Genomic DNA, 24630 nt, shown 5'->3' on the forward strand with positions numbered 1-24630 from the left:
TTGAGCATAATAAAACAAAATATCGTTGTTTTTGAACATGAAATTCTTCGTTTTGATCGAGGTGAAAAAAAAATCACTAAAGAGCAATTCGAAGCTTTAGAACGTTACTATGGTAATGGTAAGCCTTTCTTTAAATTAGTTTATAATGGTATTCAATTTAATGAACATGTTGGAGTTATCCAAGTTGGCAATACATTAATTGAAGTTTTACCAAAGGCAGACAGAATTCCACATTCAGAAACAGAAGACAGTAAGTGGCGTAATTTATTAATTGGAATGTTGCGAGCGGTAGGTAGTTTTGACATTAAATCGACCAGCACTAGTAATTTAAAAATAAAACCTAATACAATTTTAGATTTATATTTTGAGTTATTCATCAAAGAAGTAGAATATTTACTGCATAATGGCTTAGTAAAAAAGTATCGTAAAAAAGAAGGAAATGTAACATCCTTAAAAGGTAGTTTACAATTCGGAAAACATATTCAACAAAATCTAATTCATAAAGAACGCTTTTATGTTCGTCATTCTATCTATGATATTGAACATACGTTACATTTCATTATTTACAAAACCTTAAAGTTGTTAAAACAAATAAATAGCAATCATGACTTGCATAGTCGTATTGGTGTTTTATTATTGAATTTTCCTGAAATGCCAGACATAAAAGTTTCAGATTCTACTTTTGAAAAATTAATTTACAATAGAAAAAATAAGCATTATCAAAAAGCCATTGAAATTGCAAAATTATTGCTTCTCCAATATCACCCAGATGTAACCAAGGGAAAAAATCATGTCTTAGCTTTAATGTTTGATATGAATCATTTATGGGAACAATTTATATATGTAAGCTTAAAGAAAAACACAAGTGATTTTATTAAAATAAAAGCACAGACATCAAAGTTTTTTTGGAAACCAGAAAATGGTAGAAGAACTTCAATGAAACCAGACATTTTTATTGAAACTAATGATGGAAATATTGTCTTAGATACCAAATGGAAAAATCTAAATGGTTATAATCCTTCTCCCGATGACTTAAGGCAAATGTATGTTTATCATGAATACTATGATGCCAATAAAGTAGCTTTGGTTTATCCTGGAAATAATAAAAATAGCACCGCAGGAGTGTACTTAAAAAAAGACGGAGAACATGATAATAAAATATGCAGTGTTATCTTGATTAATGTAGAAGATGAAGTACGAAAATGGCAAGAAGGAATTAGAAATATTATTAAGGAATTTACTTCTGTTTAATCTATAATTTTAAATTAAACATTTGTAAAATTTGCAACTATTATAAAAAGAGACAGTTTATGCTGTCTCTTTCTTTTTGAATTAATCCTTCGGCTTGTGATCATGCTCCTTTAAAGGTGGATAATCTTTCTTTTTGTCAGGAGTAACACGTCTTCTTTCATCTAATGTCCCATCTTCCTTTTTTGGTTTTGGACCTGGTTTAATTGCTTCAATTGTTTCCATTAATGTGTTTTTTAAATTAAACATTTATAAATAGATTAGAGATTTTTAACCAACTAATCTTAAACAAATAACATTAATAAATTCAAGATTGAATTATGGAAAACCATAACTACAGGTTAAAATTATTTCCCTGTACAATTCATCCTAAATTTATTCCACACATATCTCAATCAATAATTATAAACAAATTTTATAACAACAAAAAATTATTAATTTGATTAATAAACACCTTCCCTATACCTTTGTCTCATCAAAATCAAAGAAACGATTTGAACATCTTAAAAAATAATTTAAAAAACTAGAAATCATGAAATTTACAAGAAGAGCAAACGCAAACTGGAAAGGTACAGGAATGGAAGGAAAAGGAACCATTAGTACACAAAGTACCACTTTAGACAATGCGCAATTATCATTCAAAACTCGTTTTGAGCAAGGTGTTGGAACCAATCCTGAAGAATTAATCGCAGCGGCGCATTCTGGCTGTTTTACTATGCAATTAAGCTTTTTATTGTCTGAAGCTGGTTTCGTTCCAGAAGATTTAGAAACTACGGCTAAAGTAACTTTTGAAGACGGAACTATTACTTTAATCCAATTAGAACTTACCGGAAAAGTACCTGGGATTTCTGCAGAAGATTTTCAGCAAGCAGCTCAAAAAGCAAAAGAAATTTGTCCTATTTCTAAGTTGTTGAATACTGAAATTACATTAAGCGTTACACTTAATTAAATTCCAATACGGAAATTGCTTCGCCTGTTCGCTATCGCTCGGGTCCAAATTCCAAATCTTTGCGTAAAGCTTTGTCCTCCTGAGCGGAGTCGAAGGACACGCTAGAAATTCTTCAAAGAATACACCAATCTTTGCGGAGCTTCTATCGAAGATTCCTCGTTCCTCGGAATGACAAAACTGTGGGGAAACGGAATTTCAACAAATAATCAAAATCAACAATCTAAAATTTTATAAAAATGAAAACAATATTTAAAAGCTTTTTAGCATTCGCAGTAATAATTTTTAGTATAGCATTCACAAACGTAAACGCACAAACTAATCCTAAAATTAAAAATGTCGTATTGGTTCACGGTGCGTTTGCAGATGGATCTGGATGGCAGGGTTTATACAAAGTATTGACTAAAAAAGGCTATAATGTAACCATCGTTCAGAATCCGTTGAGTTCTTTGGAGGATGATGTGAATGCGACAAACTTAGCTTTAGACAAACAAGACGGACCAACAATTTTGGTGGGACATTCTTGGGGCGGAACTGTAATTACGGAAGCTGGAAATCACCCGAAAGTAGCGGCTTTGGTTTACGTAGCGGCTTTACAGCCTGATAATGGCGAAAATTCTGTTCAATGGTTGCAGACTGCTCCTCCAGCTCCAGAAAATGGTGTATTACCTCCAGATGAAAAAGGAATTGCATATTATGACAAAGCTAAATTCCACGCTGGTTTTGCGGGTGATTTGAGCAAAGAACAAGCCGATTTTATGTATGCTTCGCAAGGCGCTTTTCATGCACAAGGGTTTTTAACAAAAATAACTAAAGCAGCTTGGAGAACTAAACCTTCTTACGGAATCGTAGCGACTGAAGATAAAAGCATCAATCCTGATATCGAACGTGCGATGTACAAACGTTCTAACACCAAAATCACGGAGATTAAAGGTAGTCATGTGGTGTTTATTTCTCAGCCAGAGAAGGTGGCAAATGTGATTGTTGATGCATCTAGGAATTAAATTCCAATATTTTAAATTGCTTCGCCTGTTCGCTATCGCTCGGGTCCAAATTCCAATGGATTGGGAGAAGCTTCAAATAAAAAAATCCAAATTCCAAGTTCTCTTGTCTTCCTGAGCGAAGTCGAAGGACACGCAAGTAGCTCTGCAAAGAATGTCGCCAATCTTTGTAGAGTTTCTCGCGAAGATTTGCTTCGCCTGTTCGCTATCGCTCGGGTCTCCTTCGTCGAAATGACAAACTGGACGTAAAAATTCCAAGTTACAGTATAGCTTGGAATTTGGAATTTTTATATTGGGATTTATTCAGTATTGGAATTTTAAGATATCTTACTGATTGCCTTTATAAAATAAGGCGAATCGTTCCAGCGGATTTTTTTATAATTGAAATCTTTTTTGAGTGATTCGGGAATGCAGTTCCAGATGGCTTCGTTCATTTTTTCGAGCAATAATTTCTTGGAGAAGGAATCGGAAACTACTAAACTTATTTCTCTTACGGGAACGGGTTCTTTGAAAGGTTTAAAAAGTCCGCCTGATTCATTTATAGTAGAAAGTTTTGGAATAATGGCAAATCCTAAATGGGCGCGAACTAGATTTTTTAAGGTTTCTATGGAATTGATGTCGTAGGTAAACTGTTCCTTTATTTTATCAGATGTTTTTAGTCCGCAAATGTCTAGCAATTGTGCGTTGTAGCAATATTCATGATGCAGCAATAATAATTCTGTTTTGTCTCCGGGCTGCATTTCGTAAAATTCATCATTCGCCATAGGATGCGTCTGATTTAAATACGCAACAAATGGCTCTTTAAAAACAACATGCTCAATTAAATTTGGGTTTCCGGTTGGTGTTGCCATGATCGCAACGTCAATTGCTCCTGTTTCTAAATCACGCATTAAGTGCCCCGTATATCCTTCTTTAATAATAAAATGTACATTTGGAGCCGCTTCTTTCATGGCCTGAATAAATAACGGAATCAGATAAGGCGATAAAGTGGAAATAATGCCAAGCTTTAACTCCCCTTCTAGCAGATTTTTTTCGTTGATTACAAAATCTCGAATTTCATCAACTTCACGAAGTATCTTTTTGGCTTTATTAATAATTTCAATTCCCAAAACAGTTGGTGTCAGCGGCACTTTATTTCGATCAAAAATCTTAATTCCGATTTCTTCTTCTAGATTTTTTAACTGAATGGTCAATCCAGGCTGCGTTACCATACAAACTTCCGCAGCTCTTGCAAAATGGCGTTCTTCGTCTAAGGCTACAATATATTTTAACTGCTGTATAGTCATGTTTTTATAGTTTCTAAGGTACTGAGATGCTAAGGTACTAAGTTTTTATTTTTAATTTCTAATGAAAACTTTGTCAAAGTTTTGAACTTTGTCAAATTTGCTGTTAAACGCAAAATTATTTAGAATGAAAATAAAAATCATCTTTTTCATAAAAAACAAAATCCAAAGCATCCAACTTATCGTACATAATTAAGAACAGCGTAACGGAATGGAGTAAATGCAGATGGAGTAGTTTTTGGAGCATATTGCGTTTATCATTCTTAAATGATGTTTTTTCAAAATAAACTTATTTGAAATCAAAAAAGCGATCTTAACGGATCGCTTTTGTTTTTATAAAGCATTTTTTCGAAATAGAAAAAACTTAGTCCCGATAGCTATCGGGATAGTACCTTAGCAACTCAGCACCTTAAGATAAAACCATTCCTCCATCCATAATAATATCTGCCCCAGTCATAAATAATGCAGCTTCACTGCTTAGATGCGACACCATTTTAGCGACATCTTCTGCCCTTCCCATTTGTTTTAGCGGCACTTTTTCTACAACGACATCCATAATGCCGTTTATGGTAGCTTCGTCTAATCCTACTTTTTTCATGACTTCGGTTTCTGTTGGCCCTGGACTAACAGAATTTACTCTAATTTTTCTTGGTGCTAATTCTAACGCTGCCGATTTCATAAACGAATTCAAAGCTGTTTTACTCGCCGAGTAAACCGAAGCTCCTGGCCCTGCCATACTCGCCGTATTCGAAGAAAGAAATACTACTGAAGCGCCATCTTTCAAAATCGGGATAAATTTGCTTAAGGTGAAAAAAGCCCCTCTTAAATTGACATTCATAATACTGTCGTACAATTCTTCTGTGGTTTGTTCAATAGTTCCCAAACCTGCGATTCCAGCATTGACAAACAAAATATCGACCGAACCAAAATCGGCTTTTACTTGAGCTGCCAGTTTTTCAATATCCGCAACATTCGATTGGTCGGCCGTGATGGCCGTAACGCCCAATTCTAAAGCCGCTTTTTCAATCGCTTCTTTTCTTCTTCCGGTAATAATCACATTCGCGCCTTGCTCTTTTAATTGTTTGGCTGTTGCATATCCTATTCCGCTGTTTCCGCCTGTGATAACGGCTGTTTTATTGTTTAGATTTTCCATTTTTTTAATATTTTAAAATTATTTAGCAAATTTAAATCCAAATTGGTATAACTTTGTAACCAGTTACATGGAGTATACCAAACTAAATAATTCCATTCACTGCAATGGGAAAAATTTTGCTTATTGGTAAAAATTATTAGCCACGAATGCACGAATTTATTTTTATAATCTATGCGAATAAAAATGTGGTTAATTGCACGAATTGTATTGATAGATTTACTGATATACATTCGTGTAATTCGTAAACAAACAATTCCAAGCAAAAAAAAATATTAGCCACGAATTCACGAATTAATTTTTATAATCTGTGCGAATAAAAATGTGGTTAATTGCACGAATTATATTGATAGATTTACTGATATACATTTGTGTAATTCGTAAATAAGCAATTCGCAGAGGAAAAACTAAAAAAAATAATTCGTGAATTCGTGGCGGAAAAACTTTTATAAAATGGAAAGAAATCAGAAAGAAGAAGTACAGGCTTTGCAAGACACATTACATGTTTTGGGTGGTAAATGGCGTTTGCCGATTATCAATTCGATTTGCAACGGAAATCATCGCTTTAGAGAAATTGAGCGCAGTATTCCGGGAATCACGACGCGCATGCTTTCGCGCGAACTCAAAGAAATGGAAATCAATATGCTGATTAAAAGAACAGAAGACCGCGATGCTGAAATTCAGGTGAAATACGAATCGACACCGTATTGCAAATCGTTTGCTCCAGTAATCGAGGAAATGATCAAATGGGGAAAATCGCACCGAAAAGAAATCATCAGAAATTCTTAAAAACGGATTCATTTTATTTAATTGATTTCTCTAAATATAATAGGCAAACAAACTTAAAAAGTACTTAAAAATATCTTTGTTTCGAAATTTTCAGCTATAAAAATCTTATCTTACAGAAGACTAAATTCGGTTCTGTTGGCCTTATCGGAATCTGTAACTAATTTTAAAGCTAGAAAAATGAAACACTTATTACAATGGACCATCATAATTCCGATTCTCTCTTGGATATTGCTCTTCAGCGGGTTAATAGAAAACAGTACTGTTTTTCAAATTTTGGCAAGTATACTGCTTATTCTGAGCGTTATGTCGGCTGTGCATCATTCTGAAATTATTGCAGAACGTGTTGGAGAACCTTATGGAACGATTATTTTGGCTATTTCAATTACCGTAATTGAAGTTTCTATTATTGTTTCTTTAATGCTTTCTGAAGGTACAAACGCTGTTTCTCTGGCGAGAGATACCGTTTACGCTGCAACAATGCTTATTCTAAACGGAATTATAGGTTTATGTCTTCTTATTGGAAGCATTAAACATTATGAACAGAATTTTTCTACCTCGTCAGTAACAATTGGTCTGGTTTCTCTAATTTCTATTATCGTTTTCACTTTAGTATTTCCGACTTTTACCGAAAGCGTTCACGGTTCTTTTTATTCAACACCACAGCTAATCTTTGCTTCTATTGCCTGTATTGTCATTTATTCTTCCTTTCTTTTTGCACAAACTAAAGGCTATCGTCAATATTTTCTCAGCAATGGAACAGATGAAGAAGCTAAAACGCATCCGATAGAAATCAACAATAAAACATTTTATACCAGTTTAGCATTTCTTCTGGTAAGTCTGGGAATTGTAGTTTTATTGGCCAAAACGCTATCGCCTACTATCGAAAGTATTATTGTTGGATATAATCTTCCGAAATCTTTGGTCGGAGTAATCATTGCCATTATTATTTTATTGCCAGAAGCAATTGCTGCGATTATAGCCGCGAGAAAAAATAGACTGCAAACGAGCTTAAATTTGGCTCTAGGATCTGCCTTAGCCAGTATCGGATTAACGATTCCGAGTGTCGCCGCTGTCTGCATCGTCATGAAAATGCCAATTGTTTTAGGTCTCGACATTAAATCTATTGTATTGCTGGCTTTATCTGTTTTTACGGTTATGCTGTCTTTAAGCAAAGGCAAATCGAATATTGTATACGGTGTTGTGCTTTTGGTGAATCTGTTTGCTTTTATGTTTTTGATGATTTATCCTTAATTCTTTTTAAACACATAGAAACATAGATTTTATTCACCTCAAAAAAGAATAAAAAAAGAAACTAGTTTCTAACACATAGCTCCAATATAAAAGGTTGGAGCGTCGATTTGTTTCACGCAGATATAACGGGATTGAAGCAGATCAACAATAAAAACGAGTTAGATTATTTACTATAGAATTTTTGCAATAAATAAATACCAACAAATGAACCTGAAAGGTTCGAATATTTATAGCAATTAATCATTGATAGTTATACGACCCCATCGGGGTCGCACTTTAAACGCTAGAAAAAATTTCTATAAATATTTGAATCCTTCGGATTCTGATGCTGCAAATTATTCTTTATAATAAAAATGCCAAATCTTTTAAACAATCTGATGGATCTATTACCCCGATAGCTATCGGAGCTTGAAATAAAAAACTTTGTCAAAGTTTGAAACTTTGACAAAGTGGAGCAAATTATATAAAAACAAATCAAATATAAAGCCGTTAATTGCCATTACCAGTATTACAACGATATAGTTCCATAAAGCACTAAAAACAACTGTAATAAGTGTGTTTTTAACACATAAAAAGTATCACAATAAAGACCAAAAGTGAACTATTTTACTCCTCCTTTTTCAGCATTTTTGCCTAACTTAGCGGTCTGCATTTTGAATGTAAAAAAATTAAAATAACCATTGTTTTTCTGCAAAACATTGAACTAAAAAACATTACTGTGCTTTTTCGTGCCTTTTTCTGCAAAAAACAGCTTTCTAATAATTTAGTTAATTAAAAACTATGAGCAAATTTGATTTTGGAATTGTAGGACTTGGTGTAATGGGCCGTAACCTACTTTTAAATATCGCCAGCCATAACTTCGCGGCTGCAGGTTTAGACTTAGATACCGAAAAAGTCAACTCTCTTCAACAAGAAGCCGATGCCAACCATACTATCGAAGCGACTACAGATGTAAAACATTTCGTTGAACTTATTCAGCAGCCAAGAGCGATTATGTTATTGGTTCCTGCGGGAAAACCTGTTGATAGCGCTATTGCTAGCTTACTTCCTCATTTAGATAAAGGAGACATTATTATTGACGGTGGAAACACTTATTTCACCGATACTGACAGAAGATTTTTAGAATTGTCTGAAAAAGGAATCCATTTCTTCGGAATGGGTATTTCCGGCGGTGAAAAAGGCGCAAGACGCGGACCTGCTATGATGCCGGGCGGTGATCAGAAAGCATACGAGAGACTTCGTCCTATTTTTGAAGCAATCGCTGCAAAAGTTGAGGGAGAGCCTTGCGTTGAATATCTTGGAAATGGTTCTGCTGGAAACTACGTAAAAATGGTGCACAACGGAATTGAATACGGAATCATGCAACTAATCTCTGAGATTTATGACTTAATGAAAAGAGGTTATAATCTAAGTGATGAAACGATTCAGAAAACTTTTGCTGAATGGAACGAAACCGATGATTTGAGATCGTATTTGATTGAAATCACTGGAAATATCTTAAAACAAAAAGACGAAGACGGAAGTCTTTTAATCAATAAAATTTCGGATTGGGCAAGATCTAAAGGTACAGGAAAATGGACTTCGCAAAACGCGATGGACTTACAGGTTCCAGTTCCAACAATCGACGCAGCGGTAAACATGCGTGATATGTCTAAAACGAAACCAGAAAGAATTGAAGCAGCTAAGAAATTGGTTTGGAATGCCAATGAAAGTAGTGTAAACGAAAGCGAAGCGATTGACGCTTTGAAGTCGGCTTTATACTTTTCTATTGTAGTGACTTACGCTCAAGGATTAGCTCAACTTCATACGGCTTCTAAAGAATACAACTATGGATTAAATCTGGAAACAGTGGCTAAAATCTGGCGTGGCGGATGTATTATTCGTGCGACAATTTTGGAAGATTTCAGAAAGGCTTATGTAGCGAAAGCAGATTTGCCAAACTTACTTTTAGACAGCGGAATTGCTTCAAAATTAACCGAAAACCAAGGCGGAATGAGAGCTGTAATTCAATTTGCTGTTTTGAAAGGATTACCAGTGGCAGGATTAATGAATTCGCTAGCTTATTTTGATGCTTACCGATCTGCTCAGTTACCAACCAATATGATTCAGGCACAACGTGATTACTTTGGAGCGCATACTTACGAAAGAATAGACAAAGAAGGCGTTTTCCATACACAATGGGCTGAATAACCAAAAAAGAACAACACAACCACACACAATGACTAAAAATAAACTAAAGAATCCAACTATCATTGTAATTTTTGGAGGAACCGGAGATTTGGCAAAGAGAAAACTCTTTCCCGCTTTTCAAAATCTGTACCTTGACGGACGTATGTCTGAAAAGTTCCAGATTATTGCGCTTGGAAGAGCAGAAAAAACCAATGAAGATTTTCGCAGTTATGTTTTAGAAAATCTTAATCTATTTTCAAGAAAAAAAGGAATTGCGGACCCAGAAACAGAAAAATTCCTTTCTCATATCACGTATCACAGTCTTGATATTGACAAAGAAGAATCGTATATCGGATTGAACGAAAAAATTAACAATTTTGATCTGGCTTTTGGCGAACGTGCCAACCGTCTTTTCTATCTTTCGATTACGCCTTCTTTTATTTCGACAATTTCGAGCAATATCAAGAAAATTGGACTTGCGGCAAATCCGAAACAAGATCGTATTATTATCGAAAAACCATTTGGTTACGATAAAGCCTCTGCAATTGAATTGAATGAAATGCTTTCGCAGACTTTCAAAGAAGAGCAGATTTACAGAATTGACCATTATTTAGGAAAAGAAACGGTTCAGAATATCTTAGCCTTCCGTTTTGGAAATTCAATGTTTGAGCCTTTATGGAGCCGTAATTTTATTGATTTCGTGCAGATTACCGTTGCAGAAGAAGTCGGCGTTGAAGAACGAGGCGGATTCTACGAAGGTGTCGGAGCTTTGAAAGATATGATTCAGAACCACTTGCTTCAGATTTTATGTATGACGGCTATGGAAGCGCCTGCTTCTTTAAACGCTGACGATATTCGTAATCGTAAAGCAGATGTTTTGAAGTCAATTCGCCGTATCAAGCCAGAAGAAGTGGATCATTATATTGTTAGAGGTCAATACGATGCTGGAGCAATAAAAGGCGTTCCAGTTCCAGGTTACCGCCAAGATAAAGGCATCGCACCAGATTCTAATACAGAGACTTATGTTGCGATGAAAATTTATCTGGACAATTGGAGATGGCAGGGTATTCCGTTCTATTTGCGTTCAGGAAAAAGAATGGAAGAAAAACAGTCTTCGATTATCATTCAGTTTAAACCAGTGCCGCATTCTTCGTTTTCTTACGGAAAAGAAGGCATGACACCAAACAGACTGATTATCAATATTCAACCATCAATGGACATTAAACTGCAGTTTATGACCAAAAAGCCTGGTTTATCAATGTCTTTAAGACCAGCTGAAATGATTTTTGATTATTTCGCTTGTTCAACCATGTCACCAGAAGCATACGAAACCTTAATTGCCGATGCATTATTGGGAGATCCTACTCTATTTATGCGTTGGGATCAGGTAGAAGAAGCTTGGGATGCAATTGATACGATTCAGCAAGTTTGGAAAACGACAGCGCCAACCAATTTCCCAAATTACAAAGCAGGAAGCTGGGGACCAGAAGAAGCGGACGAATTGTTAGCGCGCCAAGGCCACAAATGGATTCCGAATACACAAACAAAAGAAGAAGTTTTAAATGATACAGATTTATAATAACACAGAAGAAATTAACACTACAGCTGCAGATCTTTTTGTAGCAGCTGCAGAAAAAGCAATTGCTGCAAAAGGCAAATTTACAGCTGTTCTTACAGGAGGTTCTTCTCCAGCAGGAATTTACAGATTATTGGCTTCTGATGCTTACAAAAACAAAATAGACTGGAGCAAGGTTTATATTTTCTGGGGAGACGAAAGATGGGTTCCGCTAAACGATGATTTGAGCAATGCTAAAATGTCTTATTCAACATTATTGAGCCACGTTCCTATTCCGCAAGAGAATATTTTTGAAATGTACAAAGATGGCGTTACTCCTGAGGAATATGCTGCATCTTACGAACAGACTATCAGAAAGATTTTAGGCGAAGAAGGAAAATTTGACCTGATTCTTTTAGGTATGGGAGACGATGGACATACGGCTTCTCTTTTCCCTGGTGAAGCGGTTTTAGAAGAGCAAACGAAATGGGTTGATGCTTATTATTTAGCTCCACAGAAAATGTATCGAATTACATTGACTGCTCCATTAATCAACAAAGCAGAAAAAATTGTTGTAGTGGCTTTTGGAGAAAAGAAAACACATGCTTTAAAAGAAGTTACAAAAGGAGAATACAATCCGACTCTTTACCCAATGCAATTGATCAAACCAGTTTCTGGTGAATTATTGTTTTTAGTAGACAAAGCTGCTGCAGGAACAAACTAAGAAATTGTTTTTACAACTATAAAATTAAGGTTTATGCTGAAAAGTGTAAACCTTTTTTTATTGCTGCGATTATAGTTTCACGCAGATTTAAAAGATTGAAGCAGATTAAATTAGATAAATCTGCTGAATCTGCGAGATCTGCGGGAAACTTTTTTAGCCAAAGCATAACTTTTTTATTTTTTTCACTCGCAGATTTAGCAGATCTGGCAGATAATTTTTAAAAATCTGCTAAATCTGCTAAATCTGCTAAATCTGCGGGAAAATTCTATAGACAAAGTTTATGCGAAAAGTATAAGCATTTTTATCTTATTTTTTCTCCCGCAGATCTGGCAGATTTGGCAGATTAAATAAAAAATCTGTGCTAATCAGCTTAAATCTTTTTAATCCCGATAGCTATCGGGAGCGTGAAACAAAAAAAACACACAGCCCTGAAAAACAAACATTTACACAAAATATATTTCTTTTTTATCTAAATTTGCATAATACTCTCCTATTCAATCTATTGACTATTCTCCCTTAACAGACTTTTATACGAATTATATAATTTCAAATCTCGTTTTGCAATGAAATATAATTACTTCCTAATCGCTGTTTTTCTTCTTTTTGTTTGTTGCAAAGAAAAAAACACAGAACCCAAATCTGTTAAAGTTAGCGCCACACAAGGCTGCTACATTCCGAAAACGAATGACAAAGATTGGTATACGCAAAATAAAAAAGCACCAAAGTTTAAAGGCCTTGATGGCATTTCTTTTCAAATTTCTACGAATAATCCAGAAGCGCAAGAATATTTCAATCAGGGATTAATGCTGGCTTATGGTTTTAATCATGCCGAAGCCGCGAGATCGTTTTATGAAGTTAGTCGTTTAGATCCGAATTGTGCTATGGCGTATTGGGGTTTTGCGTATGTTTTAGGTCCGAATTATAATGGCGGAATGGAAGAAGATAATTTTCAGCGCGCTTATGATGCCGTTCAAAAAGCTAAAAAACTTTCCGCGAAATGCACGCCGAAAGAAATTGCTATGATTGATGCTTTGTCTGTACGTTACGCAAAAAATCCCCCTGCAGACAGAAAACCTTTAGATACAGCTTATGCCGCGGCAATGAAAAAAGTTTATCTCAAGTTTTCATCAGATCCTGATATTGGAGCACTTTACGCCGAATCTCTTATGAATCTTCATCCTTGGGATTTGTATGAAAAAGATACGGAGATTCCGAAAAAATGGACACCACAAATATTAGCTATTTTAAACGAATTAATTAAAAAGAATCCGAAACATCCCGGTGCACATCATTTTTTAGTCCACGCTGTAGAAGCCTCTTCACATCCAGAAAACGGACTAAAAAGTGCTAAATTGCTAGAAACTTTAGTTCCTGGTTCGGGGCATTTGGTTCACATGCCTTCTCATATTTACATTCGAACGGGAGATTATCATGAAGGCACACTTTCTAATACTGAAGCCGTGAGAATTGATAGCCTTTACTCCACTGCGTGTAATGCGCAAGGTGCTTACCCTCTCGCCTATTATCCGCACAATTATCATTTTTTAACGGCAACGGCAGCTTTAGAAGGAAATTCAAAATTGGCTTGGAAATCGGCACTGACATTACAACAGCATATTTCTCCCAAAATTATGCGTGAAGCTGGTTGGGGAACTTTACAGCATTATTACAGCATTCCATATTATATAGCCGTAAAATTCTCAATGTGGGATAAAATTATGGCGATTCCGCAACCCGATAAGGACCTCGTTTATCCCAATGCAATTTGGCATTACGCCAAAGGAATGGCGTATCTTGGAAAAAATGATATTGCAAATGCCGAAAAACAACTCGCTTCTCTCAATAAATTAGCCAAAGACCAAACTTTAAAAGACATAACAATTTGGAATATCAATACCACTTATGATTTGGTTCAAATTGTCAATAACGTTCTTTCAGCAGGAATTAAAGCGAAAAAGAATAACTTAGATAAAGCAATTGCACTATTGAATAAAGCCATAGCAATTGAAGATCATTTAAATTACAACGAACCTCCTGATTGGTTTTTCTCTGTAAGACACTATTTAGGAGCTGTTCTCCTGAAAGCTGGAAAACATGCCGAAGCTGAAAAAATTTACAGACAGGATTTACAAACGCTCCCAAAAAACGGTTTCGCCCTAATCGGACTTTATAATGCTCTAACACTGCAGAAAAAAGAAAAAGAGGCTTTAAAAATTAAAACCTCTTTTGATAATTCTTGGCAATATGCCGATGTGAAGATTGTGAGCTCTTCTAGTGTTTTCGATTAAGTATTTTATTTTCAATTTTAAATTGTAAAACAGAAATTATTAGAACTCAATCTTTAAATATATTTGGAAAACACTTCTCTTTTATAATTTTTCATTTTACATGTTTTTCAATTCTTTTAAGGCAAAATTATATTTGTCAGAATCAATTTTTAATTTAACTCTATTGGATTTTAACTCTCCATTAAAAAACTTTATTCCCTTATCTGCTATAGAATCACGTGTCCTTTTAGAAATTTTCTCATTAATGAATTTTTCTCCTTGCAAATAATTTAATTGCAAAAAATATTCATTTCTTTTTAATGAGTAATACTTAAAAGTATTATCATTTAGATAGGTGACAAAACTTAACGGAATTTTAAAATGTAATATTTCATTAGGCTTGACCGCAAATAATTTCAAATCTCCACACTTGCTTCTAGTAACTCCTAAAACCTTGGGCAAGTTTTTAGAATTATCGCTTTTACTTAAGCTACTAGAGCCATTATTATCATATATTATTTCCTGTACAAGTTTGTTTTCTTTATCAATTAGCTCAATTTTGGGCGAAAAAAAAGAGTTTCTATAATAATATTCTGGATACTCTGAACAAGAAAATGAGGTATCAATTAAAAAACAATACATTACTTTTGAATTATTCTTTAATACAAAATCAACCGTTTGATTTTTGACTATTTTTTTGTTCAAGATTTCTATTGTCACCTGCGCATTTAAAATACACACACAAAGGAGGCAAAAAAATGTAATTTTATTTTTCATTTCTGTAGTATCTCATAATCTATTTTTTAATTCTTTGCGTCCTTAGAAAATTGAATAAAAGTATATTTAATACATTAAAAAAGAATGAAAAACCAATAACTAAGTTTTTCATTTTAATTATTTCTGAATTTATTTAAAAATAGAATAAATATACATTTCAAATACAGTTACTTAAAAAGACTTAAATCTCCTGCTAGCGCGAGCGTCCCGCTCGTGCACACAAAGAAAATAAATCCAAATGAGTTTCTAAAACAGTTTCAACTTATTTCAGGACGAGACACTTAATTACGCACGAGCGGGACGCTCGCGCCAGCAGGGGGAAGTCCGATTGCATAGTTAACCGATTTAAAGAATTATAAATATTTCTTTAAAAATAACTCAATACCCAATACAAAAAACAGTCTCCCCCATATTCACAGGCGGTGTGCCAATTTTATACAAAATAACTCCAGTTGCTTGTGATTTCACTTCCATTAAAACCTTTCCAAATTCATTTGTAATAAAACCAATTTTATCACCTTTTTTAATATAATCACCGCTTTTTAAAGTGCTATGAAAAATTCCAGCAATTTCTGCTTTTACATATTCCTGATTGTTTAAATAAACAGCTGACGGATTTTTTACAGTAGCTGTTCCGTTGCTATACATTTCCATATAATTGAGCATATTATAAACTGCTTTTTTGATTAAATGAACCGATTCTGTCTGCACATTTCCTAATTTTCCAGCTTCGATGCTTAAAGCGGTTTTTTCGTTTTGTGAGGCTTGCTTGAAAGCATATTTTGCACGTTCGGTTTTTGTAATCGTGTATGGATAAGAAACAATATGATTGATTCCCGAAATCTCTGAAAGTTTAGCACTTAAAAGCGTTTTCTTTTCCTCTGCTGTGTTGTTGTAATAACAGACAAATGGAAGCAAATCTTCGTTGGCATCTCCGCCATGAATGTCTAGAAAAACATCCGATTGCGGAATAATCACTTTCGCAATATAATTGGCAATCTGTTCTGTAATTGTTCCTGTTTCTGAACCTGGAAAAGCATTATTTAAATTTTTCCCGTCAAGCGGATTTACAAATGGTGTTCTTTTGTAAAACGAACCCACATTGGCAATGGGAACTACAATCAAAGTTCCTTTTAATTTTTTCGGATCAATTTCTTTGATTAACTCTTGAACGGCTGAAATTGGTGGATATTCATAACCATGTATTCCTGCAATAACGGTAAAAACAGGCCCTTTTTCTTTTCCTGAAATAATCGTTACAGGCATATAATTATAAGGTGATTCTGTTTTGAACTGCACTAAAGTATCTGTCCTTTTTCCGATATTTTCTTTTATGATTTTGTCTAGATTTTGTCCATAACTAATTACAGATAGCATTAGCAGTATTTTTGTTCCGAAAAGCTTTAAGTGATTCACGTAGAATTCTTTTATTATAGGAAACAAAGTTCGTTTCCTTGTATTCTTAAAACGCAAAGATAAGGCTTTAACTAAAAACTATTTCTAATATTATACGTATCAATTTGGTGCTCTTTCTTGAAATTAATTCTCAACCAACTCAATATCCATGGTTTTAATCAAGCCTTCTTGAAAAGTATAAACATGTTTTACTAATCCGTCAAACATCAAATTGCCTTGCAAATCTTTTACATTTTGGTGCACTTTAACTTCAAGGCTTCCATTCTCTCTTTTGTCAAAACCAACTGGCTCCACTTTCGGATTAATCTCCGACCATTGTCTTGTCCAATATTGTCTGATTTCGTCATGTCCAACAATATAACCGCCTTCCCAAGCTTTTGACCATTGCACATCTTCCTGCATCGTAGCTAAACAATTATCGATATTTCTTTCGTTAAAAGCATTGTACGCTTTTTTAATTACTTCTTGAAACTGGTCTGCCATTTTGTAGTTTTTTAATTATTCTACTAAGATAGCAATACTAACTTATTAATTACAAAGTCGGTAAAAAATCAAAACCTCAAAAACCGACTTTAATTATTATCAAATTTTTAATTTTCATGGTTTTTAAAATAATTTTAAGAAACCTTACTTTTCAAATTACTATATTTGGCGCACTTTAAACAATATTAATCTCTTTTTCTAAGGACAAATTTTATAAGCCGTACGTAAATGAAACCCACAAAGTTCATATATATCGTTTTACTTTCGCTGCTCTGCTTTTTTAGAGGCACCGAAACGTATCATCCGATTTATCATACGAGCAACTGTATTACCTTAGATAGCGTTACTGCAGACGATACGCAAATTTTTTCTTCTGACTTTTCTTCTTCTAAAAATTTAGAAGTTCATTACAAACTCAAAAAGAAAATCAAATCAAGAGCCACTACTTTAGAACAAAGTACGATCAAGGCTCCGTATTTCAGCAATTTAGTCAACTTCAAGCTTTATAAAAAGAGCTTAATTTATGGTATAGCTTCAATATACCACATCGAAAGACATCCTCATCTTCATTTGTATCAGCTTTTCTAGACTGCAAGATTTAGTCGTTTTTATATTTCTAATTTCAGAAACAATACCTCATTTGCTGATGCGATTGAGTAGTTATTGTTATAAAAACATTTTTTATTGCGATACTTTTCCCAAAAACAAGTTCTCGTAATCCATTTATTTTCTAAATCCAAATTCATACTCCCTGTATTCACCAAGCAAGGGAGAAAATCTATTTATTCAAAAAATACACCTAATGATGAGCATTTATAAAAATCCATTTCTTTTATGCACTTTGGCTTTATTCGTTTTAGTCTCGTGCGGAGATAAATCAAAAAAAGATTCTAACAACATAAAAACGGTACCTGTTTACAAGGTTACTTTAAAAGACACTATAGTTTCGAGCAAATTTGTTGCCGATGTACATGCTAAAAACAATGTAGAAATTCACGTTCGTATTCCGGGTTTATTAGACAAAGTATACGTTAGTGAAGGACAAAAAGTAAAAAAAGGACAACTTCTTTTCAAAATAAGCGATGTGGAGCTTCAGATTCAATTGCTGAAAGCCGAAGCGGTTTACAAAAGTGCTAAAGCCGACTTAAGAATTGCAACTGTCGAATTGGAACAGGCACAAACACTTTTCAATAAAAAAGTAATTGCAGACAAAGAATTAGAATTATCTAAAGCAAAAAATGATGCCGCTTCCGCGAAATTAGCTCACGCAGCCGCAGAAAGAAAAGCCATCAACCAGCAGATTAGTTTTACGACTATACGCGCGCCATTTGACGGAACTGTAGACAGAATTCCGTTTAAAGAAGGAAGTTTGGTTGAAAATGGTTCTTTACTGACAACCGTTTCTCAACTGGATGATGTGTACGCCTATTTCTCGATTCCAGAGAATACCTATTTCCAGATGATGGAAGACAAAACCTTAAACACTCATGGCGATATTAAACTGGTATTGCCAAACGGAATGGTTTACGGTCAAAAAGGAGAACTAAGAACGGCTGACGGAGAAATCGACAGACAGACTGGTTCTATTCAATACAAAGCAAAATTTCACAATCCGCAAGGATTTATCAAACATGGAACTTCTGGAAAACTCATTATTTCAGAGCCAAAAACCAATGCAATTTTAATTCCGCAGAAAGCTGTTTTTTCTATTCAGGACAAACAATACGTTTTCCGCGTGAACAAAGATGGAGTAGTTAAAATGACGAATGTTACAATTGAAACGACTCTAGATGATGTATACATCTTAAATGACGGTCTAAAAAGCGACGACCTGATTGTACAAGAAGGTACACAATCATTGAGAGATGGCGATAAAATCAATATGAAACAAATATAGGTTTATCGACTTGTAAAACAGTTATTTAATTATTTATCTAAAAAATTTAAAATGATAGAGCTATTTATCAGAAGGAAAATATTGTCATTAATCATCTCGGTTATGATAGTCCTTCTGGGATTGCTGGCGTTGTTTCAGCTTCCCATTACCCAATTCCCAGATATTGTACCACCGTCTGTAACCGTTACAGCAAAATATACAGGAGCAAACGCAGAGGTTTCGGCCAATGCCGTTGCCCTTCCGTTAGAAAGAGCCATAAATGGAGTTCCCGGAATGACGTATATGTCAACCGTAACTTCCAACGATGGTTTAACTTTAATTCAGGTTTTCTTTGAAGTAGGAACCGATCCCGATCTAGCTGCCGTAAACGTGCAGAACCGTGTAACTACAATTCTGGATGAACTTCCTGAGGAGGTAATTCGTGCTGGAGTTACCACCGAAAAAGAGGTAAACAGTATGTTGATGTACTTGAATATTACAAGTACCGACAAAACTCAGGATGAGCAGTTTATCTTCAACTTTACAGATATTAATATTCTTCAGGAATTAAAACGTATTGATGGTGTCGGACGTGCCGAAATCATGGGTCAGAAAGAATATTCGATGCGTGTCTGGCTAGATCCAGAAAAGATGCTTTCGTATAATATTTCGGCTAATGAAGTGATCAATTCCCTTCAAAAACAAAACATTTCTGCCGCGCCTGGTAAAGTGGGTGAAGGTTCAGGTCAAATGAACAATCAGCTGCAATATGTAATTAAGTACGGCGGAAAATTCTTTGAACCAAAACAATATGAAGAAATTCCGTTAAGAGCCAATCCTGACGGAACTATTTTACGATTGAAAGACATTTCGAAAATCGAATTTGGTGCTATGAGTTACGGAATGGTTTCTAAAACCGACGGAAAACCTTCTGCTTCGATCATGCTAAAACAGCGACCAGGTTCGAACGCTTCTGAAGTAATTGCCAGCGTAAAAGCTAAAATGGCAGAGCTGAAAGGATCTTCTTTCCCTCCAGGAATGGAGTTCAACATTGCGTATGACGTTTCTCGTTTCCTTGATGCTTCGATTCATGAAGTATTAAGAACATTGGTCGAAGCCTTTATTTTAGTGGCATTTGTCGTTTTCCTTTTCCTTCAAGATTGGAGATCGACGTTGATTCCGGTATTGGCTGTTCCTGTCGCGCTTATTGGTGCATTTACTTTTATGTCGATGATGGGATTCTCGATTAACTTATTGACACTTTTCGCCTTAGTACTTTCGATCGGAATTGTGGTCGATAACGCGATTGTCGTTGTCGAAGCCGTTCACGTAAAAATCTCAGAAGAGCACATGTCGCCAATGGATGCAACAATCAGCGCCATGAAAGAAATTACAGGTGCCGTTATTGCGATTACGATTGTAATGGCTGCCGTGTTTATTCCCGTTGCTTTCTTGAGCGGACCAGTTGGGGTTTTCTACCGACAGTTCTCTTTAACAATGGCGATTAGTATTGTGATTTCGGGTATTAACGCACTTACGCTTACCCCTGCCCTTTGTGCTATTATGCTGAAAGCGCACGATCCGAATAAAGAGAAAAAATCACTTTTAGATCGTTTCTTCAACAGATTCAATCACTGGTTTGACAATATTACTTCAAAATACATCAAAGTATTAGTGAAATTTGCTGATCGCAATACGGTCACCGTTGGTTTATTAGTGCTTTTCTGCATCTTAACTTGGGGAACTACAAGATTTTTAGCATCAGGATTTATCCCGACGGAAGATCAGGGAATGGTTTACGTGAGTGTTACAACTCCTCAAGGAGCAACGGTAGAACGTACTGAAAAAGCATTGGACGAAGTAACTAAAATTGCAAGAGGAATTAAGTGTGTTGACAACGTTACAACTCTTGCAGGATACAGCATTGTAACTGAAATCGCTGGAGCTTCGTACGGAATGGGAATGATCAACTTGAAAGACTGGAGCGAACGTGATATTTCGGTTACCGATTTTATGGCGGAACTTACAGAAAAAACAAAAAACATTTCTGATGCTCAAATCGAGATTTTTGCACCGCCAACGGTTCCAGGATTTGGTAACACGAGTGGTTTTGAGCTTCGTTTGCTAGATAAATCCGGAGGAAGCATTACCAATACTGATAAAGTAACGAAAGAGTTTATCAAAGAATTAAATGCTTCGCCAGAAATTCAGAACTCATTTTCGAGTTTTGATGCGACTTTCCCGCAATATTTAATTCATATCGATTATGATTTGGCTGCGAAAAAAGGAATTTCTGTTGACAATGCCATGAGCACTTTACAGACCATGTTAGGTTCGTTTTATGCAACCAATTTTATTCGTTTCTCTCAAATGTATAAAGTAATGGTTCAGGCAAGTCCGCAGTTCCGTCAAAATCCAGAAAGCATTTTGGATATGTATTTGAAGAATGACGCAGGCGAAATGGTTCCGTTTTCTACTTTCATAAAATTAGAAAGAGTTTACGGTCCTGAAGTTTTAACGCGTTACAACATGTACATGTCGGCAATGATTAACGGTGAACCTGCTGAAGGTTACAGTTCTGGAGATGCCATTGCTGCCGTGGAAAGAATCGCTGCTGAAAAATTGCCTAGCCGTTTTGAATTGGAATGGTCTGGCATGACGCGTGAAGAGATTCTTTCGGGTAACCAAACGATATATATTTTTGGGCTGTGTATACTTTTTGTATACTTATTATTGGCTGCGCAATACGAAAGTTTATTGCTTCCGTTCCCAGTATTATTGAGTCTTCCGGTTGGAGTTTTCGGTTCTTATATCGCACTTGTTATGGTCGGATTGGATAATAACATTTACGCCCAAGTAGCACTCGTCATGCTGATTGGTCTGCTCGCCAAGAACGCCATTCTGATTGTTGAATTTGCCATGGCGCAGAACAAACTCGGCCGTGATATTGTCGAAGCCGCTATTGAAGGAGCTAGACTTCGTTTCCGTCCTATTTTGATGACTTCGTTCGCTTTTATTTCAGGGTTGATTCCGTTGTGTATCGCTTCTGGTGCGGGTGCCATTGGTAACCGTTCGATTGGTACAGCAGCTGCGGGCGGAATGCTAATCGGGACAGTATTTGGTCTTTTGATTATTCCTGGACTTTATATACTGTTTGCGAAATTGGAAAAACGAATGAGTAAATCTTAATTTTTTTATTTAAACACATAGAAACATAGACATGCGAACCGCAGAAAGGCGTTTCACTTAGTTTAAATAAACATAGCTAAACTTTCTCAAAGTTTAAAACTTTGACAAAGTTGGTATCCACACAAAGCTATGTGTTAGAAACGAGTTTCTTTCTAAACTCTTTTTGAGATAAAAAAATCTATGTTTCTATGTGTTTCAAAAAAATTTAGCAGACAAAACAAATAAATCGAAAAAATGAAAAACATACTAAATCAATATAAAAATACTGATGTGATAAGGACAACCAAAAGTGCCGTTGTAATAACCGGAATTTTACTTTTGACTGCTTGTTCTGCTCCAAAAGTCAGTAGCAAACTAGACGCTGCAAAGCTTCCAGAAAATTTTGACACAAAAACAAAAGAAGCTTCAAGCGAGACACCTTTTATTCCGCTAAAAACTGGAACCTTTTTTAAAGATCCGAAATTAGACGAATTGCTTAAAAAAGCCGTTACCAAAAATCCTGATTATTTAATTATGCAGGAAAGAATTTTAATTGCCAATTCGCATTTAAAAGTCGCAAAACTGGCGCTTCTTCCCTCTTTAGATCTTGTAGCAGATGCTTCTGGAACGCATTACGGAAAATATACGATGGATGGAGTTGGTAACTACGACACTAACTTTTCCCAGAATATTACCGAAAAACAAAGAATCAACGAAGATGTTACGCCAAACCTATTTTTAGGAGCTAAAGTTTCTTGGGAAGCTGACATTTGGGGAAAACTAAGCAATCGTAAAAAAGCGGCGCAACAACGATTTTTTGCTTCTCAACAAGGAATGCGTTTGTTACAGACGCGTCTTTTAGGAGATGTTGCCGATTTGTATTTTAAATTGATTGCTTTAGACAAACAAGCTGCCATTTATGATGATAATTTAAAAACGCAAGAAAGAGCGCTTGATATTGTTTCGGCGCAAAGATCGGTTGGAAAAGCGACTGAATTGGCTGTACAGCAATTTAATGCACAAAACAGTAATATTCATGCTGAAGCTTCAGAATTAAAATTAAGCATCGATCAGACCGAAAAAGCTTTATTGACGCTTTTAGGTGAATACGGCGGAAAAATCGACAGAAGCAGCGATTTCTTGTCTGGACATTTGGAGGTTTTAAACCAAAAAATAAGCGTAGATTCTATCATTCACAAAAGGCCAGACGTATCTGAAGCTTATTTCGAATTACTGGCAAGCAACGCCGATGCAAAATCAGCTCGTGCGGCATTCTTTCCTACTGTGAATTTGGGCGGTTATGCGGGTTTTAATTCGTTTTCGTTCAGCACTTTCTTTGATGCAGGTTCTTTCGCTTGGCAATTATTGGGCGGACTGACAGCACCAGTTTTCAACAAAGGTCAGATTAAACAGGAATTTTATGTTTCGAATAGAAGACAGAAAATTTCATTTCTACAATATCAAAATACCGTTACAACAGCTTTCAACGAGTTAAGCGCTTTATTGCATAGAAATCAAGCGTATGAAGATGTTTTAAAATATAAATTGAATGAAATTGACCATCTCGAAATTGCCGTAAATGTCTCAAATGACCTCTATTTGAGTGGTTATGCCAATTATCTGGAAATCATTAATGCACAAAAAAATAAATTGCAGGCCGAATTGGACTTTGTCGATATCCAGCTTCGAAATGCAAACTCTCAAGTATTGCTTTACAAAGCTTTAGGCGGAGGAATAAATTAGTTTATATGTTGGTCAAAAATCGCTTCTGTTTATAATAGCTCATCGCAGAGGCTGTTTTATATCCCATTTCTTAATCGAAATGGGATTTTTTTTATTAAAACAGCTCTCATTTCGCCGTTAACTTTTTACCTTTATTCTAAAATACTAAAATTCCCTTAATGGATATTTCCAAAATTCTTGATCTCATATATGAACTTCCTGAAGAGTCCAAATTGGCGCTGCAAAATAATGTCTCAGAAATTGCTTTCCCGAAAGGGCATATTTTACTAAAAGCCAACAAAATAGAATCGAATATTTATTTTATAAAAAAAGGATTGGTAAGAGCGTATGTTGAGCGAGACAATGAAGTAACTTTCTGGTTTGGAAAAGAAGGAGAAACTATTATTTCGATGAAAAGTTACGTCGAAGATCAGCCTGGATACGAAAACATTGAACTTTTGGAAGATTGCGAATTGTATGAACTCAAAACCGAAAACCTGAGAAAACTTTTTAATGAAGATGTTCATATTGCGAATTGGGGAAGAAAATTTGCAGAAAAAGAATTAATCAAAACCGAAGAACGCTTGATCTCTAAACAATTCAAAAATGCCTCTGAACGTTATTTGGAATTAATGAAAGACCATCCTGTACTGCTCCAAAGAGTTCAATTAGGACATATTGCTTCTTATTTAGGCATTACACAAGTAAGCTTGAGCAGAATACGTGCAGAGTTAAAATAATTTCATTTTTTATCATTTGTTAAATTATTTCTGCTCTCCATAAAAGAACTTTGCAGCATAAAATT

At 35.2% G+C, this 24630-nt stretch carries 20 protein-coding genes; 14 read left to right on the forward strand and 6 right to left on the reverse strand.

All coding sequences use genetic code 11. The features are described from left to right. Entirely contained in the window at window positions 1–1251 is a 1251-nt protein-coding gene (locus tag ACWA1F_RS08625) for an McrC family protein (RefSeq protein ID WP_456893304.1), read from the forward strand. An 81-nt stretch (window positions 1252–1332) separates the two neighbouring features. Here ACWA1F_RS08625 and ACWA1F_RS08630 read toward each other — a convergent pair whose 3' ends face one another. Beyond that, a complete protein-coding gene (locus ACWA1F_RS08630) occupies window positions 1333–1473 on the reverse strand; it encodes a hypothetical protein (RefSeq protein ID WP_308854771.1) in 141 nt (46 codons plus the stop codon). A gap of 307 nt (window positions 1474–1780) precedes the next feature. Between ACWA1F_RS08630 and ACWA1F_RS08635 the strand changes: the two genes are divergently transcribed. Then, on the forward strand, window positions 1781–2197 hold the full coding sequence (locus ACWA1F_RS08635) for an OsmC family protein (protein ID WP_456893306.1): 417 nt from the start codon (window positions 1781–1783) through the stop codon (window positions 2195–2197). A 236-nt stretch (window positions 2198–2433) separates the two neighbouring features. Continuing rightward, window positions 2434–3198, forward strand: coding sequence for an alpha/beta hydrolase (locus ACWA1F_RS08640; protein WP_456893308.1), 765 nt, complete (start codon window positions 2434–2436; stop codon window positions 3196–3198). Window positions 3199–3512: 314 nt separating this feature from the next. On the opposite strand, the gene ACWA1F_RS08645 is transcribed toward ACWA1F_RS08640, so the two are convergent. Beyond that, window positions 3513–4481 (reverse strand): hydrogen peroxide-inducible genes activator, encoded by a 969-nt coding sequence (locus ACWA1F_RS08645; RefSeq protein WP_456893310.1) that lies wholly within the window; start codon window positions 4479–4481, stop codon window positions 3513–3515. A 406-nt stretch (window positions 4482–4887) separates the two neighbouring features. Next, window positions 4888–5631, reverse strand: coding sequence for an SDR family oxidoreductase (locus ACWA1F_RS08650; RefSeq protein WP_456893312.1), 744 nt, complete (start codon window positions 5629–5631; stop codon window positions 4888–4890). A 450-nt stretch (window positions 5632–6081) separates the two neighbouring features. On the opposite strand from ACWA1F_RS08650, the gene ACWA1F_RS08655 reads away from it, so the two are divergent. From ACWA1F_RS08655 to ACWA1F_RS08680, 6 genes are all read left to right on the forward strand, one after another. Then, window positions 6082–6417 carry a winged helix-turn-helix transcriptional regulator gene (locus tag ACWA1F_RS08655; RefSeq protein ID WP_111290528.1) on the forward strand — a complete coding sequence of 112 codons (336 nt, stop codon included), beginning with the start codon at window positions 6082–6084 and terminating at the stop codon, window positions 6415–6417. Window positions 6418–6594: 177 nt separating this feature from the next. Then, on the forward strand, window positions 6595–7668 hold the full coding sequence (locus ACWA1F_RS08660; protein WP_456893315.1) for a calcium:cation antiporter: 1074 nt from the start codon (window positions 6595–6597) through the stop codon (window positions 7666–7668). A 780-nt stretch (window positions 7669–8448) separates the two neighbouring features. Continuing rightward, entirely contained in the window at window positions 8449–9858 is a 1410-nt protein-coding gene (gndA, locus tag ACWA1F_RS08665) for an NADP-dependent phosphogluconate dehydrogenase (protein ID WP_456893317.1), read from the forward strand. A gap of 28 nt (window positions 9859–9886) precedes the next feature. Further along, the gene (gene zwf, locus ACWA1F_RS08670) at window positions 9887–11416 is read left to right on the forward strand and encodes a glucose-6-phosphate dehydrogenase (RefSeq protein ID WP_456893319.1); all 1530 of its coding nucleotides are present in this window, start codon (window positions 9887–9889) and stop codon (window positions 11414–11416) included. Then, complete coding sequence (pgl, locus tag ACWA1F_RS08675; protein ID WP_456893321.1) at window positions 11400–12116, forward strand: 6-phosphogluconolactonase; 717 nt, start codon at window positions 11400–11402, stop codon at window positions 12114–12116. Before zwf ends, pgl begins: the two co-directional genes overlap by 17 nt. 563 nt (window positions 12117–12679) lie before the next feature. Then, window positions 12680–14404 (forward strand): tetratricopeptide repeat protein, encoded by a 1725-nt coding sequence (locus ACWA1F_RS08680; protein WP_456893323.1) that lies wholly within the window; start codon window positions 12680–12682, stop codon window positions 14402–14404. A 96-nt stretch (window positions 14405–14500) separates the two neighbouring features. Here the strand turns inward: ACWA1F_RS08680 and ACWA1F_RS08685 are convergent, their stop codons facing one another. The 3 genes from ACWA1F_RS08685 to ACWA1F_RS08695 form a co-directional block, all read right to left on the reverse strand. Beyond that, complete coding sequence (locus ACWA1F_RS08685; RefSeq protein WP_456893325.1) at window positions 14501–15160, reverse strand: hypothetical protein; 660 nt, start codon at window positions 15158–15160, stop codon at window positions 14501–14503. A 378-nt stretch (window positions 15161–15538) separates the two neighbouring features. Further along, window positions 15539–16537, reverse strand: coding sequence for a succinylglutamate desuccinylase/aspartoacylase family protein (locus ACWA1F_RS08690; protein ID WP_456893327.1), 999 nt, complete (start codon window positions 16535–16537; stop codon window positions 15539–15541). Window positions 16538–16699: 162 nt separating this feature from the next. Continuing rightward, the gene (locus ACWA1F_RS08695) at window positions 16700–17059 is read right to left on the reverse strand and encodes a nuclear transport factor 2 family protein (RefSeq protein ID WP_456893329.1); all 360 of its coding nucleotides are present in this window, start codon (window positions 17057–17059) and stop codon (window positions 16700–16702) included. A gap of 228 nt (window positions 17060–17287) precedes the next feature. On the opposite strand from ACWA1F_RS08695, the gene ACWA1F_RS08700 reads away from it, so the two are divergent. The 5 genes from ACWA1F_RS08700 (at window position 17288) to ACWA1F_RS08720 (ending at window position 24565) form a co-directional block, all read left to right on the forward strand. Next, entirely contained in the window at window positions 17288–17647 is a 360-nt protein-coding gene (locus tag ACWA1F_RS08700; protein ID WP_456893331.1) for a hypothetical protein, read from the forward strand. Between the two features lie 214 nt (window positions 17648–17861). Further along, the gene (locus ACWA1F_RS08705; protein WP_456893333.1) at window positions 17862–18956 is read left to right on the forward strand and encodes an efflux RND transporter periplasmic adaptor subunit; all 1095 of its coding nucleotides are present in this window, start codon (window positions 17862–17864) and stop codon (window positions 18954–18956) included. Window positions 18957–19007: 51 nt separating this feature from the next. Continuing rightward, entirely contained in the window at window positions 19008–22124 is a 3117-nt protein-coding gene (locus tag ACWA1F_RS08710; RefSeq protein ID WP_456893335.1) for an efflux RND transporter permease subunit, read from the forward strand. 234 nt (window positions 22125–22358) lie between these two features. Further along, window positions 22359–23846 (forward strand): TolC family protein, encoded by a 1488-nt coding sequence (locus ACWA1F_RS08715; RefSeq protein ID WP_456893337.1) that lies wholly within the window; start codon window positions 22359–22361, stop codon window positions 23844–23846. A 158-nt stretch (window positions 23847–24004) separates the two neighbouring features. Then, window positions 24005–24565: a Crp/Fnr family transcriptional regulator gene (locus ACWA1F_RS08720; protein WP_456893339.1), complete on the forward strand. Its 561-nt coding sequence runs from the start codon at window positions 24005–24007 to the stop codon at window positions 24563–24565. Window positions 24566–24630: the final 65 nt, after the last annotated feature.

The organism is Flavobacterium erigeronis (assembly GCF_054075165.1).